Source organism: Verrucomicrobiia bacterium (genome assembly GCA_026414565.1).
GTDB lineage: Bacteria > Verrucomicrobiota > Verrucomicrobiia > Limisphaerales > Fontisphaeraceae > Fontisphaera.
The window spans coordinates 1-16,368 of the sequence record JAOAIT010000043.1 but is presented as its reverse complement, the minus strand read 5'-3'; the positions used below and the strand labels follow the sequence as shown (position 1 = coordinate 16,368).

General features: G+C 64.0%; 16 protein-coding genes. 11 read left to right on the top strand and 5 right to left on the bottom strand.

Annotation, left to right across the window (positions count from 1 at the left end; all coding sequences use genetic code 11):
* From N3J91_09815 to N3J91_09805, 3 genes are all read left to right on the top strand, one after another.
* Window positions 1–354: serine O-acetyltransferase (locus tag N3J91_09815; protein ID MCX8156726.1), on the top strand; the 354-nt coding region annotated here is incomplete at its 5' end.
* Window positions 351–1,490, top strand: a complete 1,140-nt coding sequence (locus N3J91_09810; protein MCX8156725.1) for a DegT/DnrJ/EryC1/StrS family aminotransferase — start codon at window positions 351–353, stop codon at window positions 1,488–1,490. The genes N3J91_09815 and N3J91_09810, both read left to right, overlap by 4 nt.
* 3 nt (window positions 1,491–1,493) lie before the next feature.
* Complete coding sequence (locus N3J91_09805) at window positions 1,494–2,249, top strand: glycosyltransferase family 2 protein (GenBank protein ID MCX8156724.1); 756 nt, start codon at window positions 1,494–1,496, stop codon at window positions 2,247–2,249.
* On the opposite strand, the gene N3J91_09800 is transcribed toward N3J91_09805, so the two are convergent.
* Entirely contained in the window at window positions 2,227–4,356 is a 2,130-nt protein-coding gene (locus N3J91_09800) for a hypothetical protein (protein ID MCX8156723.1), read from the bottom strand. The two genes, N3J91_09805 and N3J91_09800, sit on opposite strands and share 23 nt — an antisense overlap.
* A gap of 81 nt (window positions 4,357–4,437) precedes the next feature.
* Between N3J91_09800 and N3J91_09795 the strand changes: the two genes are divergently transcribed.
* The gene (locus N3J91_09795) at window positions 4,438–5,457 is read left to right on the top strand and encodes an endonuclease (protein ID MCX8156722.1); all 1,020 of its coding nucleotides are present in this window, start codon (window positions 4,438–4,440) and stop codon (window positions 5,455–5,457) included.
* Window positions 5,458–5,509: 52 nt separating this feature from the next.
* On the opposite strand, the gene N3J91_09790 is transcribed toward N3J91_09795, so the two are convergent.
* The 4 genes from N3J91_09790 to N3J91_09775 form a co-directional block, all read right to left on the bottom strand.
* On the bottom strand, window positions 5,510–6,319 hold the full coding sequence (locus tag N3J91_09790) for a CHAD domain-containing protein (GenBank protein ID MCX8156721.1): 810 nt from the start codon (window positions 6,317–6,319) through the stop codon (window positions 5,510–5,512).
* 126 nt (window positions 6,320–6,445) lie between these two features.
* Entirely contained in the window at window positions 6,446–7,609 is a 1,164-nt protein-coding gene (gene hemW / locus N3J91_09785; protein MCX8156720.1) for a radical SAM family heme chaperone HemW, read from the bottom strand.
* 69 nt (window positions 7,610–7,678) lie between these two features.
* Window positions 7,679–7,897 carry a cold-shock protein gene (locus N3J91_09780; GenBank protein ID MCX8156719.1) on the bottom strand — a complete coding sequence of 73 codons (219 nt, stop codon included), beginning with the start codon at window positions 7,895–7,897 and terminating at the stop codon, window positions 7,679–7,681.
* A 163-nt stretch (window positions 7,898–8,060) separates the two neighbouring features.
* Window positions 8,061–8,468: a rhodanese-like domain-containing protein gene (locus N3J91_09775; protein MCX8156718.1), complete on the bottom strand. Its 408-nt coding sequence runs from the start codon at window positions 8,466–8,468 to the stop codon at window positions 8,061–8,063.
* 476 nt (window positions 8,469–8,944) lie between these two features.
* Here N3J91_09775 and N3J91_09770 point away from each other — a divergent pair, with 476 nt between their 5' ends.
* From N3J91_09770 to N3J91_09740, 7 genes are all read left to right on the top strand, one after another.
* Complete coding sequence (locus tag N3J91_09770) at window positions 8,945–9,250, top strand: nucleotidyltransferase family protein (protein MCX8156717.1); 306 nt, start codon at window positions 8,945–8,947, stop codon at window positions 9,248–9,250.
* Window positions 9,237–9,575, top strand: a complete 339-nt coding sequence (locus N3J91_09765; protein MCX8156716.1) for a DUF86 domain-containing protein — start codon at window positions 9,237–9,239, stop codon at window positions 9,573–9,575. Before N3J91_09770 ends, N3J91_09765 begins: the two co-directional genes overlap by 14 nt.
* Window positions 9,576–10,020: 445 nt before the next feature.
* Window positions 10,021–11,592: a type I restriction-modification system subunit M gene (locus N3J91_09760; GenBank protein ID MCX8156715.1), complete on the top strand. Its 1,572-nt coding sequence runs from the start codon at window positions 10,021–10,023 to the stop codon at window positions 11,590–11,592.
* Complete coding sequence (locus tag N3J91_09755) at window positions 11,589–11,888, top strand: nucleotidyltransferase family protein (GenBank protein ID MCX8156714.1); 300 nt, start codon at window positions 11,589–11,591, stop codon at window positions 11,886–11,888. Before N3J91_09760 ends, N3J91_09755 begins: the two co-directional genes overlap by 4 nt.
* 86 nt (window positions 11,889–11,974) lie before the next feature.
* Entirely contained in the window at window positions 11,975–12,223 is a 249-nt protein-coding gene (locus tag N3J91_09750; protein MCX8156713.1) for a DUF86 domain-containing protein, read from the top strand.
* Window positions 12,213–13,637: a restriction endonuclease subunit S gene (locus N3J91_09745; protein MCX8156712.1), complete on the top strand. Its 1,425-nt coding sequence runs from the start codon at window positions 12,213–12,215 to the stop codon at window positions 13,635–13,637. Before N3J91_09750 ends, N3J91_09745 begins: the two co-directional genes overlap by 11 nt.
* On the top strand, window positions 13,634–16,368 hold a 2,735-nt coding region (locus N3J91_09740; GenBank protein ID MCX8156711.1), incomplete at its 3' end, for an HsdR family type I site-specific deoxyribonuclease. The genes N3J91_09745 and N3J91_09740, both read left to right, overlap by 4 nt.

Genomic DNA, 16,368 nt, shown 5'->3' with positions numbered 1-16,368 from the left:
GGGGCCAAGATCGGGCGACGTTTCTTCATTGACCATGGCATGGGCGTGGTCATCGGCGAGACGACCGAGATCGGCGACGACGGGCTGATGTACAAAGGGGCCGTCTTGGGGGGCACTTCGCTCAACAAGGGCAAGCGCCATCCCACCGTCGGCAACGGAGTGGTCATCGGCTCCAACGCGGTCATCCTGGGGCCGATCACCATCGGCGATAACGCCAAGATCGGCTCGGGGGCGGTGGTGGTCAAGCCGGTGCCGCCGCGGGCCATTGTGCTGGGGGTGCCGGCGCGGGTGGTGGGCCAGGTGGACGAGCAGTTTAATTTTCAACGTCTGATTTCAGGGGTTGCGGCTGTATGAGCAAACGCATGGAAGTGCCGGTCACCCGCCCGTGGATGGGCGAGGAGGAAATCGAGGCCGTGGCGGAGGTGATTCGCTCCGGGTGGGTGACGCAAGGCCCCAAAGTGGCGGCCTTTGAGCGGGCGGTGGCGGAGTATGTGGGGGCGCGGCATGCCATTGCCACGACTTCCTGCTCCACGGCGATGTTTCTTTCCTTTCATTTGCTGGGCATCGGGCCGGGGGAGGAGGTCATCATGCCCTCGTTCACCTGTCCGGCGTGCGCCAATGCGGTGCGGCATACGGGGGCGGTGCCGCGGTTTGTGGACATTGATCCGCGGACGTTCAACCTGGATCCGGCGGCCATTGCGCCCGCAGTGAATGATAAAACGCGGGCGATACTGGCCATTCATCAGTACGGTCTGCCGGCGGAGCTGGACGCCATTGAGGCCGAGGCCCGGCGGTTGGGGCTGGCGGTGGTGGAGGATGCCGGCGTGGCCCTGGGGTCGGAATACAAAGATCGGAAGGTGGGCAACTCCCACAATCCGGCCTGTTTCAGTTTCCACGGCCGCAAGGTGATCACCCTGGGCGAGGGGGGCATGATCACCACCAACGATGACGATTTTGCCGCGCGGGCTGCGGTGGTGCGCTCGCATGGCGCGTCGGTCTCGGATTTCAAACGGCATCAGGCGCGGGGGGCGCTGCTGCAGCACTATGAGGTGTTGGGCTACAACTTTCGCATGACGGATTTGCAGGCGGCGATTGGGCTGGTGCAGATGCGGCGGCTGCCGGAGGTGGTGCGCCGGCGGCAGGAGCTGGCCCGGCGGTATGATCAGTTGCTGGCCGGTTTTCCCGAGCTGGAAACCCCTTATGTGCCGCCCCACTGCCGGAGCAATTACCAGGGGTACATTGTGAAGCTGACCGAGCGTTGCCGGCCCAGCCGCGATGAACTGCTGGCGGCGACGGCGGCCCGGGGGGTGGCCTGCCGGCACAATCTGACGTGCCATGATCAGCCGTATTACCAGGAGGTGTGCGGGCCGGTGCGGCTGCCGGTCACCGAGGCGGTGGCGCAGCGCTCGATCTGCCTGCCGTTGTATCCGCTGATGACCGAGGAGGAGCAGGATTACGTGGTGGCCGTGCTCAAAGAAGTGTTGGGGTAGGTTGTGGCAGGCCCGTATGACATCCGGCTGTCGGTGGTCATCCCGGCGTACAACGAGCGGGAGAACCTTGAATCCACGCTCAGGCAGTGCCACGCGGCGCTGGGGCGGCTGTGCCGGGAGTTTGAAATTCTGGTGGTGAATGATTGCAGCACCGATGGCACCGGCGAGCTGGCGGAGGCGCTGGCGCGGCAGTTGCCGGGGGTGCGGGTGCTGCACAACCCGCGGAATTTGCGGCAGGGGGCCAGTTTGGTGCGCGGTTTTCAGGCGGCCCGCCTGGACTGGGTCACGCACAACGCCATGGATTACCCCTTCCACCTGGAGGACCTGGAGCAGGTGTTTCCGCTGCTGCAGGAGCATGAGGTGGTGGCCATTGCCCGCGATCAGCGTCCCGACTCGAATCTTTACCGGAGGTTTTTAACCGGGGTGAATCTGTTTCTGCTGCGCAACTTTTTTGGGTTGCGCCTCAAGGATTACAACTTTGTGCAGGTGTATCGCCGGGAGGTTTTGCAGAGTCTGGATTTCTCGGCCACCAGCACCGGTTTTTTAACCCCCAGCCTGCTTTTTCAGGCGCACGATCGGGGGTGTCGCGTGGCCGAAATCACGCTGCCGTACTGGCCGCGCGAGCGGGGGGTGGCGCGCTCCGGCAACTGGAAGGTGCTGCGGGACACGTTGCGGGATTTGGTGAAGTTCTGGTGGCGGCGGCAGTGGCGGCGGCCCGGTGCGCCGGCGCCGGCGGCTAAGGCCCGCCCATCCGGGTGACTTTGAGATCAATGACCGCAAAGGCGATGACCTGTTGCGTGTTGGGACCGGCCGGGATGGGCGGGGAGTCGGTGAGGAATTCGAGGACGTTGTTGCCTTTGCCGGCTTCCACCACGGCATCCACCACGGCGATTTGCCCGGCGGCCAACTGGCCGCGCCAGATTTCGCGTCCGGCATGGCGGAGGATTACCAGGCGGGCGGTGGGGCTGCCGATCTGGCACTTGATGGAATAAGGCGTGCCGGCCTTGTGGGGGTTGAAGAAGTCCAGGCGCGCATTGCCGGCCGCCCAGCGCCGCACGCCGCCGGTGGTGCGCTCGGTGGCGGTCCAGCCGGCGCGTGGCACCAGCAGGGCCAGGGCGTCATTGCCGGGTTTCTGCGGTTGCGCGGCGGGTTGGAGGCGGATGCAGACCTGCTCCTTGATGGCGTCTTCAAGGAGGTTGGTGCGGCCGGTTTCGAGGATTTGTTTGAGCAGCGCCTCGCCGTTGTCCTGATAGCCTTTGCGGCAGATATAGAGGGCGCCGAAGCCATATTTTTCCAGCTCCGCCACCATCTGGGGGGCGGGGAGGCGGGCGACGTCGTGCTGCCAGGTCTCGCGCTGGCGGCCGCGGATGTGGCCGTAGGAGAAGCGGAGGGTACGGGTGAAGAGGTAGGGCCGGAGCATTTCGTAATCGCTGGCCTGGTGCACCCAGCCGGCCTCCGGGAATTCCATCACGGGCAGTTGAAAGACCATGGTGCCGGGGGGCAGGGCCGCCTCCATGGCCGCGCCAAACTGGCGGTCGGCGAGCACTTGTTTGCCCAGGTCGGTTTGGGGGGTGGCGCGGCCGATGTGATTGGGCAGGGCCAGTTGGTCCAGCAGGCCGACAAACAACACCGCCGCGGCCACGCCCCAATGCCAGCCGGGGCTTTTGCGCCGCGCCAGCCGGGTGACGCGGCTGACAAGGAAGAGCAGGGCCAGCGCGGCGATGAACATGCTGTAGCGGTTGGAGCTGCGGAAGAGGACGACGCCGCCGAGGGCGAGGAGGCAGTTGACGCCGCCCACCATCGAGTACAACAGCACCCACAGGGCCTGCAGCAGGTGGGTGGGGAGGCGGCGCCGCGTGCGCCGGAGGGCCGTGCGGGCGCCTTCCAGGATCATCCAGCCCAGGCCGCCGAGGGCCACCAGGCCGAGGTAGGGGGAGAACATTTCGCCTTTGAGCCAGGCGGAGGCGGCGTACTTTTTGCCGACGGCGGCCAGGGCGCCGAGGTTGTGCTCGGGCGGCGGCACCAAGAGCTCCATGGGTTTGAGGCCGTAGAGCTCGCATTGGAAATAGGCGCGGAAGAAGCCCTCGGTGTTTTTGCCGTGCTGCCACTGGTAAAGGAAGGTGTCGAGGTTGCAGGCGAGAAACATGGCCGCGGCGAGGGCGAGGCAGAAGCCGCCGAGCTGCAGGTTGAGCTTGCGCCGGCGGGTGAGCCAGTGGGCTGCCAGCCCCAGCAGAGTCAGTTGAAAATAAAGATTGAGGTTGTAGGGGTTGCTCTGGCCGATGAGCAGGGCGGAGATGACGCAGAACCAAAAGGGTTTGCCGCCCCACCGCAACCGCCGGCTGGCCGCCAGCAGCCACGTGCTCAGGAGCGTGAGCGGAATGGTGTAGGAGAGGGCCACCACCAGATGCGGGAGGCTGCGCCAGAGGTGATAGTAAATAAACGAGAACAGGATCGCCGCGGTGCAGGACCAGATTCGGTGATAGCGCAGGTAGCGGCACACGATATAGAAGGCCAGCGCCGAGGTGAGATGGGCCAGCAACACGCCGAAGTTGGCCGCGGCGGTCAGCCCAAACAAACGCGCGAAAATCCCGAGCACGAAAACAAAGAGCTCCTCCATGAGGGGGTAATCATCCCAGGAGGCTTGATCGGGCGCGCCCAGCCGCTCCAGGGTTTTGGGCAGGAAGGGCACAAAATCGCCCTCGCTGGCCGCTTTGATCAAGGCCATCATGGAGAGGGAGTCCGTGCCGTAGGAGGGCGACACCTTCCAATGTTCCGGCGCGAGCCGGTCATAATGCAGACCCCACACCAAAAAAACGGCCACCAGCAATCCCAACAGCCAGGCCCATTCACGGCGGATGAAGCGCATGGCCTTGTTGTGCCCGAAAATCCCGGCCAAGACAAACCAAACCTTTGCCTCCGCCGCGCGTCTGGCGTATGCTGCGCTCCCATGCGGGGGCTATGGAGCGGGGCGGTCTTGGGCTGGCTGGCCGGGCAACTTTGCGCCCAGCCGGCGCCGGAGTATTACGCCGCCGCCCAGGGCCGGGCGGGCCGCCCGCTGCGGGAGGCGCTGCATCAGATCGTCCGCGGTCACACGGCGCTGCCCTACACCAGCAGCACGCGCACCGACACCCGCGCCGCGCTGGCGGTGCTGTGGCAGCATCCGCAGGACACCAACCTGCTCTGGCTCACCTATGCGCAGCGTTACCAGGCGCTTGCCACTTATGGCACGGCCTCGGGGTGGAATCGCGAGCACCGGTGGCCCAACAGCCTGGGCCTCTTCAGCACCGAGCCGGCCTACAGCGATTTGCACAACCTCCACCCGGACGACGCCACGGTGAACAGCCTGCGGGGCAACAAGTACTACGACGAGAGCGATCCCGCCGAGGCTGACTACCGCCAGCCGGCACACTTCGAGGCGCCGCAATGTTCCAGCGACACCAACTCCTGGGCTCCGCCGCCGGAGGCGCGCGGGGACATTGCCCGCGCGCTGTTTTACATGGCCATACGCTACACGGGCGACACGCTGGGGGAGCCGGCCCTGCGGCTGACGGACGAGACCAACCGCATCGTCACCGGCAGCACGTCCATGGGCCGGCTGCGCACCCTGCTGGGGTGGCACCGCGCCGATCCGCCCGATGCGGCCGAGCGCCGGCGCAACGAGCTGATTGACCGGCTCTACCAGCACAATCGCAACCCGTTTGTGGATCATCCCGAATGGGTGGACCTTACTTTTGCCCCGGCGCCGGAGCAGCCGCCGCGCCTGGGCCTGCAGGTTGACGCGCAGCAATTTTGCCTGCGCTGGCTGGCCACCAACCAATATTGTGTGCTCGAAACCGCCCCCACGCCGGCCGGCGCGTGGGTGGCCGTGGAGGACGTCCCGTTGCTCACCAACGCCCATTTTGTGGTGTGGCGGACGAATGGGTTTTCCGCCCGGGCGCAGTTTTTCCGCCTGCGGGTGGTGGAGTGAGGTTCGCGCCGGCTGGGGCCGGGGGAGGGGTTTGCGGGCGCCGGGACTGGGTTCAGTGTTCCGCGTCCAGGGTGCGGAGGGCGCGGCTTTTTTGGAAGGCGCGGAGGGCTTTTTGGGCCTGGGCCAGCCATTGGCGGCGGTCCTGCTCCAACTGGCGCAGGGCGGCGGCGACTTCCGGTTTTTGGGCCAGGGGCCGGAGCGCCTGCATGGCGGCGACGCAGTTTTGGGCGTTGCCCAGCAGCTCCTGCAGGGCGAGCAGTTTTTTCAGGAGGGCGTCTTTTTTGCGTTCCCGCGGGGTGAGCACCATTTCCCAGAGGTAGCGGATGCGGCGCAAGTCCCGGCGCAGCTCGTGCCAGTGTTCGGTGTCGCGGGTATCCAGGGGGGTGTTGAAGGCGAGGACCTCCTGGCGGTCCTCAGCCACGGTGCGATGGAAGCGGCGGGCGAGTTTTTTGGCCACGCGGCCGGGTTTGTCATCGGTCAGGCGGGTGGGGACTTGGGCGAGGCGGGTGAGTTTGCGGCGGGCCTGCCGCCACAAGCGGGCGCGGCGTTGTTGCAACAGTTGGGTGAGGGCGGCGGGAGGGGAATGGGCCGCCAGCCATTCGAGCGTCACGTCCACATCGCGGACGGGGCCGAGGGCGTTGGTGACGCGCTGGGACCATTTGCGGAAGGCGGCCACCTTGTCCCTGCCCAGCCAGCGGTTGCCCAGGCGGAGGCCCACCCGCAGGCGACGCAGGACCACGCGGAGGCGGTGAATGGACTCGACGTCGCCGGTGCGGCGGCATTCGTGCCATTCTTTTTCCAGCTCGTCACACCAGGATTTGAGGTGTTTGCGCCAGTGTTTGTAGATGCGTTCGGCTTTCATAACCCCAGGGCAGCCCGTGGATGATGATCCCTGCCCAACCCGGCCACTTTAACCCGCAGGCCGCCGGCGGGTAAGGTGAGGAATGTGACAAATAGGTGACAGCGGGTTGACTCTTCGGACCCGGCTTCAGCGCAAAAAACGCTCTGCTGCGGCATCGGCAAAGCGCAGTCCCCGCGGGGTGAGGCGGAAGCTGGTGGCGTCCTGCAGGGCGTGGCCGCAACGCACCAGCGCCGCGAGGTCGGCCGCCCATTCGTGGCGCAGATCAAAGCCGGTGACGGCGGTGAACTCGGCAAAGTCCCACCCCACATTCATGCGCAGGCCGAAGCCGGCAATTTCGCCGGCGCGCTGGAGGGGGGTGAGGACATCGCGGGATTCAATGGCGCGGCGGCCGCTTTCGAGCCGCTCGCAGTAAAGGGTGGTGTTGCTCCAGTTTTTGGTGCGGACGCCGTCCACGAATTCGGCGGCGCTGGGGCCGAGGCCCAGGAAGGCGCCGCCGCGCCAGTAGTTGACGTTGTGCTGGCAGGCGTAATGGGGCAGGCGGCCGGCGGCGCCGGGCAGGTCGCGGGCGAAGTTGGAGACTTCATACTGGCGGAAGCCGGCGCGGGCGGCGGCATCGCAGAGGGCCTGGTACATGGCATCGGCCAGGTCTTCGTCCACGTCAAAGGCGCCGGCGCGCATCTGCTCGTAGAGGGGGGTGTCCTCCTCGTAGGTGACTTCGTAGCAGCTCAGGTGTTCGCTGCCCAGGGCCAGGGCTTCGCGCAGGGTGGCCTGCCACGTTTCCATGGTCTGGCCGGGGATGGCAAACATGAGGTCGAGGTTCAGGTTGGCGAAGCCCGCCCGGCGCAGGAGGTCGAAGGTTTTGAAGACCATGGCGCGGCTGTGCACGCGGCCCAGGCGGTCAAGCAAGGTTTCGTCCAGCGACTGCACGCCCAGGGAGAGGCGGTTGACGCCGTAATCGCGCCAGAGGCGGGCCTTGTCGGGGGAGACGGTGGCGGGGTTGCATTCGATGGTCCACTCGGCGGCGCCCAGGAGGTTCAGGCGCTCCAGGCAGCGGCAGATTTGGTGCCACTGGGCGAGGGTGAGGAGGGAGGGGGTGCCGCCGCCGAAGAAGATGGTGCGGGGCCGGAGGCGGGCGGCCACCAGCTCCAGCTCGCGCTCCAGGGCGCGGACGTAGCGTTGGACCTGCTCGCCGGTGCCGGGGGCGGAGTAAAAGGCGCAATACTCGCACTTGCGCGCGCAGAACGGCACGTGGACGTAAAGGTGTTGGACAACGCTGCCTGTGGTGCTCATGCCCGCAGGCAATGTAGCCCGGCGTCGCCGGCGCGCCAGTGGCAAATCAGACGGGGGCCGGCGAACGGCTCAGGGGCGAGAGCGCGGCGTCTGGCGTTGCACGTTGACGGCCTTGGGGCCTTTCTCGCCGGACACCAGTTCAAAATGCACGACCTCGCCGGCCATCAGCTCCTTGTAACCCGCGCCGAGGATGGCGGTGTGATGCACGAAGATGTCCGGCCCGTTTTCGTTCTCGATGAAACCGTACCCTTTGACGCTGTTGAACCATTTCACTTTGCCGCTGGCCATAACAAACTGCGGTGGCGGCCGCCTGGTTCCCGTCCGCCTCCGCCGGCGCGGGAGCCCTCCTGCCACCCCAAAAGCAGGAGGCCGCGTCGGGCGGGGTCGGGAATTTTTTGGGCCAATCCGGGAGCATCCTGCCAGCAAGTCCGGCAGGTGTCAAGGCGGGGCGTTATTTTTCCAGCGGCAGGCCGGCCGCCTGCCAGGCCAGCAGGCCGCCCTGGAGATTGAAGGCGCGGGGGAAGCCCATGGCCTGGAGCTTCTGGCAGGCGCGGGCGCTGCGGACGCCGGAGGCGCAATAGACGAGGTAGGTGGCCTGTTTGTCCAAGCGCGCCAGGCGCTCCTCGAAATCGGGCGCGGTGAGGTCCAGATGCACGGCGCCCTGGATGCGCCCGTTTTTGACTTCGCGCGCGGTGCGGACGTCCAGGAGCACCACCCCCGGCTCGGCGGCGCGGCGGGCGAACTCGCGGGCATTGAGTTGGGCCACCTCCGGCCCGCCGGCGGCGGACAGGAGGGCGGGCAGCAGCAGGCCCCCCATGAGGAGCCAGCGGCCCAGGTGCATGACGGAAGCGTGCGCCATGATCTGCGGCCAAGATAACCCTTCCCGCCGCCGGCGCAAGGGCGGGGTGGAGGGTGCAATGGCTTGACAGGGGCGGGGGCGTGGGTTATCAAGCAGCCAAACCGTTGCCCTGAGAAACTGGCGGGAAGCTCCGTTGAGGCTCATGCCGGTGTGTCCAGAGCGGCTGGCGAGCAGAAAGATGAAGGGCGGGCGGCCCGGCGCGGGCGCGGCCATGGGGGGCTGCGCCGGGAGAAGGCGACAGGCGGGGAATGAGCGATTTAATTTATGCACACCACGCAGACACCCTTGGAAAAATTTCAGGCGCTTTTGCGGGAGCTTTTCCAACTCGAGGCTGCCGAGCTGGATTTGGGCGCCTGCCGCAATATGGTCGCCGGAAACCTGTCCGCGCCGGTTGCTCAAATGTTTCAGGCCGCCCGCCCGCCGAGGGGGGACGCGCGGCTCAAGCCACAGGGATTTGCGGGCGTGGAGGTTCATCCATGAATCCGGCCATGGCTCTGCCCAGAGAAGTCATTGCGGAGTTTTGCCGGCGTCATCACATCCGGCGGCTGGCGGTATTTGGCTCGGCGTTGCGTGCTGATTTCCGGCCGGACAGTGATATTGATATTCTTGTGGAGTTTGAGCCGGGGCATGTTCCGGGACTGTTTGGCATGGCCCGGCTGGAGCGGGAGCTGTCGGCGGTGCTGGGCGGCCGGCGGGTGGACATGCGCACGCCGGAGGATTTGAGCCGGTATTTTCGCGGGGAAGTTTTGAACGAGGCGGAGGTGCAATATGCGCAAGGATGACACGGTGCGCCTGCGCCACATGCTGGACGCGGCGGAGGAGGCCCTGAGCTTTGCGCGTGACGCCCGGCGCAACGATTTGGAGCGGGACCGCAAGCTCACTCTGGCGCTGGTGAAAGATATCGAGATCATCGGTGAAGCGGCCTGGCAGGTATCCGAGGGAACGCGCTCTCAATGGCCGGAAATCCCGTGGCTGGATATTATTGGGATGCGCCATCGGTTGGTGCATGCCTATTTCGACATCAACCTGGATGTGCTCTGGCAAACCGTGCAACAAGACCTGCCGCCGCTCATCCAGGCTCTCCGACGGGCGCTCGGCGAAAAGTGACCATGCGGGCGGGGGAAAGCCCCGCGTATAACGGGCCAACCGCCCAGCCCGGGAGGGAGGGTGGAATGGCTTGACTGGAGCGGGGGCGGGGGCTATCAAGCAGCCAAACCGTTGCCCTGAGAAACTGGCGGGAAGCTCCGTTGCCCTCGTGGGCACCGCAGCGGTGAATCGTGGGGAGTACTTGGCCGATGAAGCGCAGAAAGCAAAACAGCCTGAAGGCAGTGAAACGTCCGATTAATCTCCATCAGCACAAGCCGGGCTGGGTTGGGCGCTTGAACGCCAGCGCTTTAGTGCTCTACATGAACTCCCTCCTCGGGGAGGAGGGTCTGACGGGCAAAGTGGAGAGGATTTGAATTGATTCGCCCCATGGCCTCAAGGGCGGCTGCAAAGTCCGGTCTATTGCCGAAAAAAGCAAAGTGAAAGATGGCAGGTGAGCTAAGTTATTATGACAAACCTTTCAACTCTTGAAACATGGCTATGGGACGCGGCCTGCGCCATCCGCGGGCCGGTGGACGCGCCCAAGTTCAAGGACTACATCCTGCCGCTGGTCTTCCTTAAGCGCCTGTCGGACGTGTTCGACGACGAAATCGCCCGCCTTTCAGCGCAATTCGGCAATGAGAAGACCGTGCACTCGCTGCTGGACCAGGAGCGGGCACGTGGAAAGGTGCAGTTGGTGCGGTTCTACGTCCCGCAAAACGCCCGTTGGGAGGCGATTCGCCGCCAGACCACCGGCGTCGGTCAGTACCTGACCGACGCGGTGCGCGCGGTCGCACGCGAAAATCCGCGGCTCTCCGGCGTGATTGACATGGTGGATTTCAACGCCACCGCGGCTGGTCAGCGCATTCTTTCTGATGAACACCTCGCCGCGCTGATCGAGGTGCTCTCGCGGCATCGCTTAGGACTGAAGGACGTGGAGCCGGACATCCTCGGCCGCGCCTACGAGTACCTGCTGCGCAAGTTTGCCGAGGATCAAGGGCAGTCTGCCGGTGAGTTCTACACCCCGCGCGAGGTTGGCATTCTGATGGCGCGCCTTCTGGAGCCAGAGCCAAGCATGACAGTCTACGACCCCGCCTGCGGCTCTGGCGGCCTGCTCATCAAGTGCCATCTGCGTCTCCTTGAGCGATGTGGGGAGCAGGAAAACGGCCGGCTGAAGCTGCCGACTGCGGTTGCCCCGTTGCGCGTCTTTGGGCAGGAGATCAACCCGGCCACCTTCGCTATGGCGCGCATGAACGCCGTCATCCACGACATTGAGGCGGACATCCGCATCGGCGATACCATGCGCCAGCCCGCTTTCAAGGACCGCGCCGGGGCCCTGCAAACCTTCGACCTGGTGGTGGCGAACCCTATGTGGAACCAGAAGTTCGCGCAGGAACTCTACGAGAACGATCCCTTCGAACGTTTCCGCTACGGCGCGCCGCCTTCCTCCTCTGCCGATTGGGGCTGGCTGCAGCATATGCTTGCTTCGCTGAATGGACGCGGGCGCATGGCTGTGGTGCTCGATACCGGCGCGGTCAGCCGTGGCAGCGGCAACCAAGGCTCCAACCGCGAGCGCGACATCCGCAAGGCGTTTGTGGAAGCCGACCTCATCGAGGCGGTGGTCTTGTTACCGGAAAACCTGTTTTACAACACCACCGCACCCGGCGTGATCATCGTCATCAATCGCCAGAAGCGCCGATCCGGCGAAATTTTGCTCATCAACGCCAGCCAGCTCTATGCCAAAGGCCGGCCAAAGAACTACCTGGCGGACGAGCACATTGAAGCCATCGCCGGCATCTACCGCGGCTGGGAGCCACGCCCGGGCCTGTCGGCCGTCATCACCAGGGAGGAGGCCGCGCGCAACGACTACAACCTCTCGCCCAGCCGCTACGTGAGCACCAACGGCCGCGAAGAGGTGCTGCCGCTGGAGGAAGCCGTGGTGCAGTTGGAAGAAGCCGAAGAAGAACGCGCTGAAGCTGAACGCGCGTTGCGCGAGGTACTGCTTCAGCTCGGACTTAGGCCAACAGAGAAAGTGATATGAAGATCAGTATTTCTCTCCCAGAGGCGGAATTGAAGCATTTCTGCCGCCGCTATCGGGTGCGGCAGTTGTCCCTGTTTGGTTCGGCGTTGCGCGAAGATTTCGGTCCGCACAGCGACATAGATGTGCTGGTTGAGTTTGAGCCTGACGCCGCGGTGGGATTCCTCACGCTTGCCCGGATGGCGCGCGAGCTTTCTGCGCTTTTTGGCCGGACGGTGGACCTGGTGCCGCGCAGCGGCCTCAAGCCCGCCGTTCGGGAAGCCGTGCTGCGCGAGGAACGGGTGATCTATGCGGCCTGAGCGCCTTTATTTGCACGACATCATCGAGGCTGCCGACGCCATCGCCCGCTTTGTGCGCGGCGTGAGTGAGGTCGAGTTCATGCAGGATGAGCTGCGGCAAAGCGCGGTGTTGCAGAAACTCACGGTCATCGGCGAAGCGGCTGCGCTTACCCAAGGCGTTCACCGAGCGACATGCCGGAATCCCCTGGCCCGACATCGTCGCCTTCCGCAACATTGCCGTGCACGAATATTTCGCCGTGGACTGGCGCATCCTGTGGGTAACGGCTACGCAGGAGGTGCCGCTGCTGCGAAGCCAGATTGCGCGCCTTTTGGAGGAGATGGGCCATGAGCCATGAACCGAACACCCTGCCCGACGGCTATCGCATGACCGACCTCGGCCCATTGCCAGAGGAGTGGAAGGTGGTGTGGTTGGGAGAGGTAGTGGAGGCGATCGACAGCGGAGACTGGGGCGACGACTCGATGACAGGAGATGGAATGTCGCCATCTCGCGTGCTGCGAGGCACCGATTTCGCCAGGGCCGATAGAGGCGATCTCTCGTCAACACCAATTCGGTTCTTAAAGGCGAGGAGCTTAGCGAAACGCACAGTTGCTGAGGGAGATATCCTCGTTGAGCTATCTGGCGGAAGCGAAGACCAACCCTCCGGTCGCGCCCTTTACGTTTCCAAGCAGATTTTAGGCAACCAGCTTTTGCCAATTTCATTTAGCAACTTTGTGAAGCGTTTGAGGGTAGGCAAGCACTGTGAGTCTGCATTTTTCGCTTGGCATTGGAAGTTTCTCTACCAGCAGGGCAAGACAAGAGCATATGAGAAGAGAACCACTGGTATCAGGAATTTCAAGCTGTCTGATTTTCTTGCCAACCAGTTTATCCCCCTCCCACCTCTCCCCGAGCAGCGGGCGATTGCGCACGTGCTGCGGACGGTGCAAGCCGCCAAGGAGGCGGGCGAGCGCGTCGTGGCGGCGTTGCGCGCGCTGAAGAAGAGCCTGATGCGGCATCTGTTCACCTACGGACCCGTACCGCTCGATGCCGCCGAACGCGTGCCGCTCCGGGAGACCGAACTCGGCCCCATCCCCGCCCACTGGCAGGTGGTGCGGTTGGGGGAGGTCTTTGGAATCCAGCAAGGCAAATCGCTATCACCAAAGTCGCGTGCCGGCTCGAGGAAGCGCCCGTTCTTACGCACTGCTAATGTGTTCTGGGGACGAATAGACTTAACCTCACTAGATGAAATGCACTTTGAGGAGGCAGAAGAGAAACGACTCGCCCTAAAACCAGGTGATTTGCTGGTTTGTGAAGGCGGTGATATTGGCCGAACTGCCATGTGGGAAGGACAGCTTCCGATTTGCTTATACCAAAACCACCTCCACCGATTACGAACTAACCGGCAGGATGCCTTTCCTTTGTTCTACATGTATTGGATGCAAAACGCTTGGACACTTTTGGGGCTATATGGTGGTTCAGGTAACAAAACAACGATTCCAAACTTATCTCAGTCGAGATTGTGTTCTTTTCCCATCCCCCTCCCACCCTTGGATGAACAGCGCGACATCGCGCGCATGCTGCAGGCGGTGGATCGGCGCATCCAGGCGGAAGAGGCGCACGTGCGCGCGCTGGAGGCGCTCTTCCGCACGCTCCTGCACGAACTAATGACCGCTCAACGCCGGCTACCGGCTGAGTTTATTGCCAAGGTTGCCAGCAATGGCGATCAAACGCTGCGCGCAGCACCCCCCCTCGTAGCGGAGCGTTCGTTATGAGCATCTCCTCCGAACGCTGCACCGTCCAGAACCCGCTCATCTGTTATGCCATCGAAGCCGGCTGGGAATATTTACCCGCCGAGGAAGCCTTGCGGCTGCGCAGCGGTGAGGATAAGCCCTTCCTGCACGCGGTGCTGGTGGAGCAACTCCAGCGCCTCAACCCCGGCGTGGTGACCACCGCAGCCAAGGCAGAAGAGATCGTCCGGCGTTTGCTCTCGGTGCGTGCCGATATCGAGGGCAATCGCGAGGCGTGGGAATACCTGAAGGGGCTGAAGACGGTCTTTGTCGAAGCCGAACGCCGCGAGCGCAACCTGCGCCTGCTCGACCCTGACCATCCTGAGAGCAACCGCTTCCACGTCACGGATGAGTTTGCCTTTCAGAGCGCCGCGCGGCGCATTCGCGCCGATGTCGTTTTCCTGGTCAACGGGATACCGGTCATTGTCGTCGAGACCAAGGCAGCGACCCGCCTGGAAGGCGTCGCCGAGGCGCTGGACCAGATCCGTCGCTACCACGCTGAAGCGCCAGACCTGATGGCGCAGGCACAGCTGTTTGCCCTCACCCACCTGGTGGAGTTCTTCTACGGCGCCACCTGGTCCCTCTCGCGCAAGACCCTGTTCAACTGGCGGGGGGAGGCCGGCGCGGCCGACTTCGAGGCCCTCGTCAAGTCCTTCGTTGCGCCGCGCGGCGTCCTGCGCGTCCTGACCGATAACATTCTCTTCGCGCGCAAGGACGGCGAGCTGACCAAGGTCGTGCTGCGGCCCCATCAGATGCGCGCCACCGAGCAGGTGCTGGAGCGTGCGCGTGACCCGCAAAAACGCCGCGGATTGATCTGGCACACGCAGGGCTCGGGCAAACCCTACCCCATGCTCACCATCGCCCGCCGATTGCTGGAGGACCCTCGCTTTGAGAACCCCACGGTGTTGCTCATCGTGGACCGCAACGAGCTGGAGCAGCAGCTCTTCCAGAACCTGGAGGCGATCGGCTTCGGCCGCGTGCACCTGGCCCTCTCCAAGCGCCACCTGCGCGAGCTACTCGCCGCCGACACGCGCGGCTTGATCGTCTCGATGATCCACAAGTTCGACAACATGCCCGCGAACCTGTGCACACGGCACAACGTGTTTGTGCTGGTCGACGAGGCGCACCGCTCCACCGGCAGCGACCTGGGTAACTACCTCATGGGTGCCTTGCCCAATGCGACGTTTGTCGGCTTCACCGGTACGCCGATTGACCGCACGGCGCATGGCAAGGGTACTTTCAAGACCTTCGGCGCCGATGACCCGCAGGGCTATCTCGACAAGTACTCCATCCGCGAATCCATCGAAGACGGCACTACAGTCCCACTGCACTATCAGCTCGCCCCTAACAACCTGCTGGCCGACCGCCAGGCGATGGAGCAGGAGTTTTGGGCGGCGGCGGAGCTGGAGGGCGTGGCGGACATCGAGGAGATCAGCCGCGTCCTGGATCGCGCGGTGACGCTCGTGAACATGCTGAAAAACCCCGCGCGCGTGGACAAGATTGCCGCGTTCGTGGCCGAGCATTTCCGTCAAACCGTGCAGCCGATGGGCTACAAAGCGTTTCTCGTCGCCGCCGACCGCGAAGCCTGTGCCTTTTACAAGGAAGCGTTGGATCGTTACCTACCGGCCGAATGGAGCGGTGTCATCATCAGTGCCGGGCACAATGATCGCCCTCATCTCAAGCGCCATCATCTAAGCGAAGATGAGGAGCGCCGCCTGCGCCAGGCTTTCCGCAAGCCCGGCGAGAACCCGCAGATATTCATCGTGACCGAAAAACTCCTAACGGGTTACGACGCGCCCATTCTCTACTGCATGTACCTGGACAAGCCCATGCGCGACCATGTGTTGCTCCAGGCCATTGCGCGCGTGAACCGTCCCTATGAAAGCGAAGACGGCCAGCGCAAGACCACCGGCCTGATTGTGGACTTCGTGGGTGTGTTTGAGAACCTGGAGCGGGCGCTGGCCTTCGACTCGCAGGACGTCAGAGGCGTGGTGGAGGGGATTGACGTGCTGCAAAAGCGCTTCGAGCAGCTCATGGATAAAGGCCGAAGCTCATATCTTCCGATTATGGCCGGCAAGGATGGCGACAAAGCGGCCGAGGCAGCGCTCGAGCACTTCCGCGATAGGAACTCGCGCGAGGCATTCTATCGCTTTTTCCGCGAGCTGGAAGAGGTCTACGAGATCCTCTCGCCCGACCCGTTTTTGCGCCCGTATCTGGACGACTACCAGCGCCTGGCGGAGATGTATCGCCTGGTGCGCGCCAGCTACGAGCCGCACATTCCCGTAGATAAATGCTTCCTGCGCAAGACGGCGACGATCGTGCAGCAGCACACTCACACGAGCCTCGTGCGCGAGCCGAGCGCGACCTACGAGATCGGAGCAGCAGCGCTGGTGGCGCTGCTCAAGACTGAGCAACCCGACACCGTCAAGGTCTTTAACTTGCTCAAAGAACTGCATCGCCTTGTGGAAAAGGACAGCCGCGTCGCACCCTATTTGCTTTCCATCGGCGAGCGTGCCGATGAGATCCGCCGTCGCTTCGAGGAACGGCAGATCGAGTCGCAGGAGGCGCTGCGCGAATTGAACGAGTTGGTGCAGCAACTGCGGAATGCCGAGGAGGAACGTCGCAACATGGGCGATTTGACCCATCGCCCCTACGCGACGCAGGCCTTCGCTGTGGAATGGTGGTTGCGCATGCGCGAGGTCGCTCCCGAAAGTGC

What these genes read in the sequence shown, in the direction of transcription:
- hemW (MCX8156720.1), bottom strand. Translation starts at nt 7,609, where the DNA reads ATGAGCACCACAGGCAGCGTTGTCCAACACCTTTACGTCCACGTGCCG.
- N3J91_09800 (MCX8156723.1), bottom strand. Translation starts at nt 4,356, where the DNA reads ATGCGCTTCATCCGCCGTGAATGGGCCTGGCTGTTGGGATTGCTGGTG.
- N3J91_09780 (MCX8156719.1), bottom strand. Translation starts at nt 7,897, where the DNA reads ATGGCCAGCGGCAAAGTGAAATGGTTCAACAGCGTCAAAGGGTACGGT.
- N3J91_09775 (MCX8156718.1), bottom strand. Translation starts at nt 8,468, where the DNA reads ATGGCGCACGCTTCCGTCATGCACCTGGGCCGCTGGCTCCTCATGGGG.
- N3J91_09755 (MCX8156714.1), top strand. Translation starts at nt 11,589, where the DNA reads ATGAAGATCAGTATTTCTCTCCCAGAGGCGGAATTGAAGCATTTCTGC.
- N3J91_09765 (MCX8156716.1), top strand. Translation starts at nt 9,237, where the DNA reads ATGCGCAAGGATGACACGGTGCGCCTGCGCCACATGCTGGACGCGGCG.
- N3J91_09750 (MCX8156713.1), top strand. Translation starts at nt 11,975, where the DNA reads ATGAGCTGCGGCAAAGCGCGGTGTTGCAGAAACTCACGGTCATCGGCG.
- N3J91_09770 (MCX8156717.1), top strand. Translation starts at nt 8,945, where the DNA reads ATGAATCCGGCCATGGCTCTGCCCAGAGAAGTCATTGCGGAGTTTTGC.
- N3J91_09760 (MCX8156715.1), top strand. Translation starts at nt 10,021, where the DNA reads ATGACAAACCTTTCAACTCTTGAAACATGGCTATGGGACGCGGCCTGC.
- N3J91_09810 (MCX8156725.1), top strand. Translation starts at nt 351, where the DNA reads ATGAGCAAACGCATGGAAGTGCCGGTCACCCGCCCGTGGATGGGCGAG.
- N3J91_09745 (MCX8156712.1), top strand. Translation starts at nt 12,213, where the DNA reads ATGAGCCATGAACCGAACACCCTGCCCGACGGCTATCGCATGACCGAC.
- N3J91_09795 (MCX8156722.1), top strand. Translation starts at nt 4,438, where the DNA reads ATGCGGGGGCTATGGAGCGGGGCGGTCTTGGGCTGGCTGGCCGGGCAA.
- N3J91_09790 (MCX8156721.1), bottom strand. Translation starts at nt 6,319, where the DNA reads ATGAAAGCCGAACGCATCTACAAACACTGGCGCAAACACCTCAAATCC.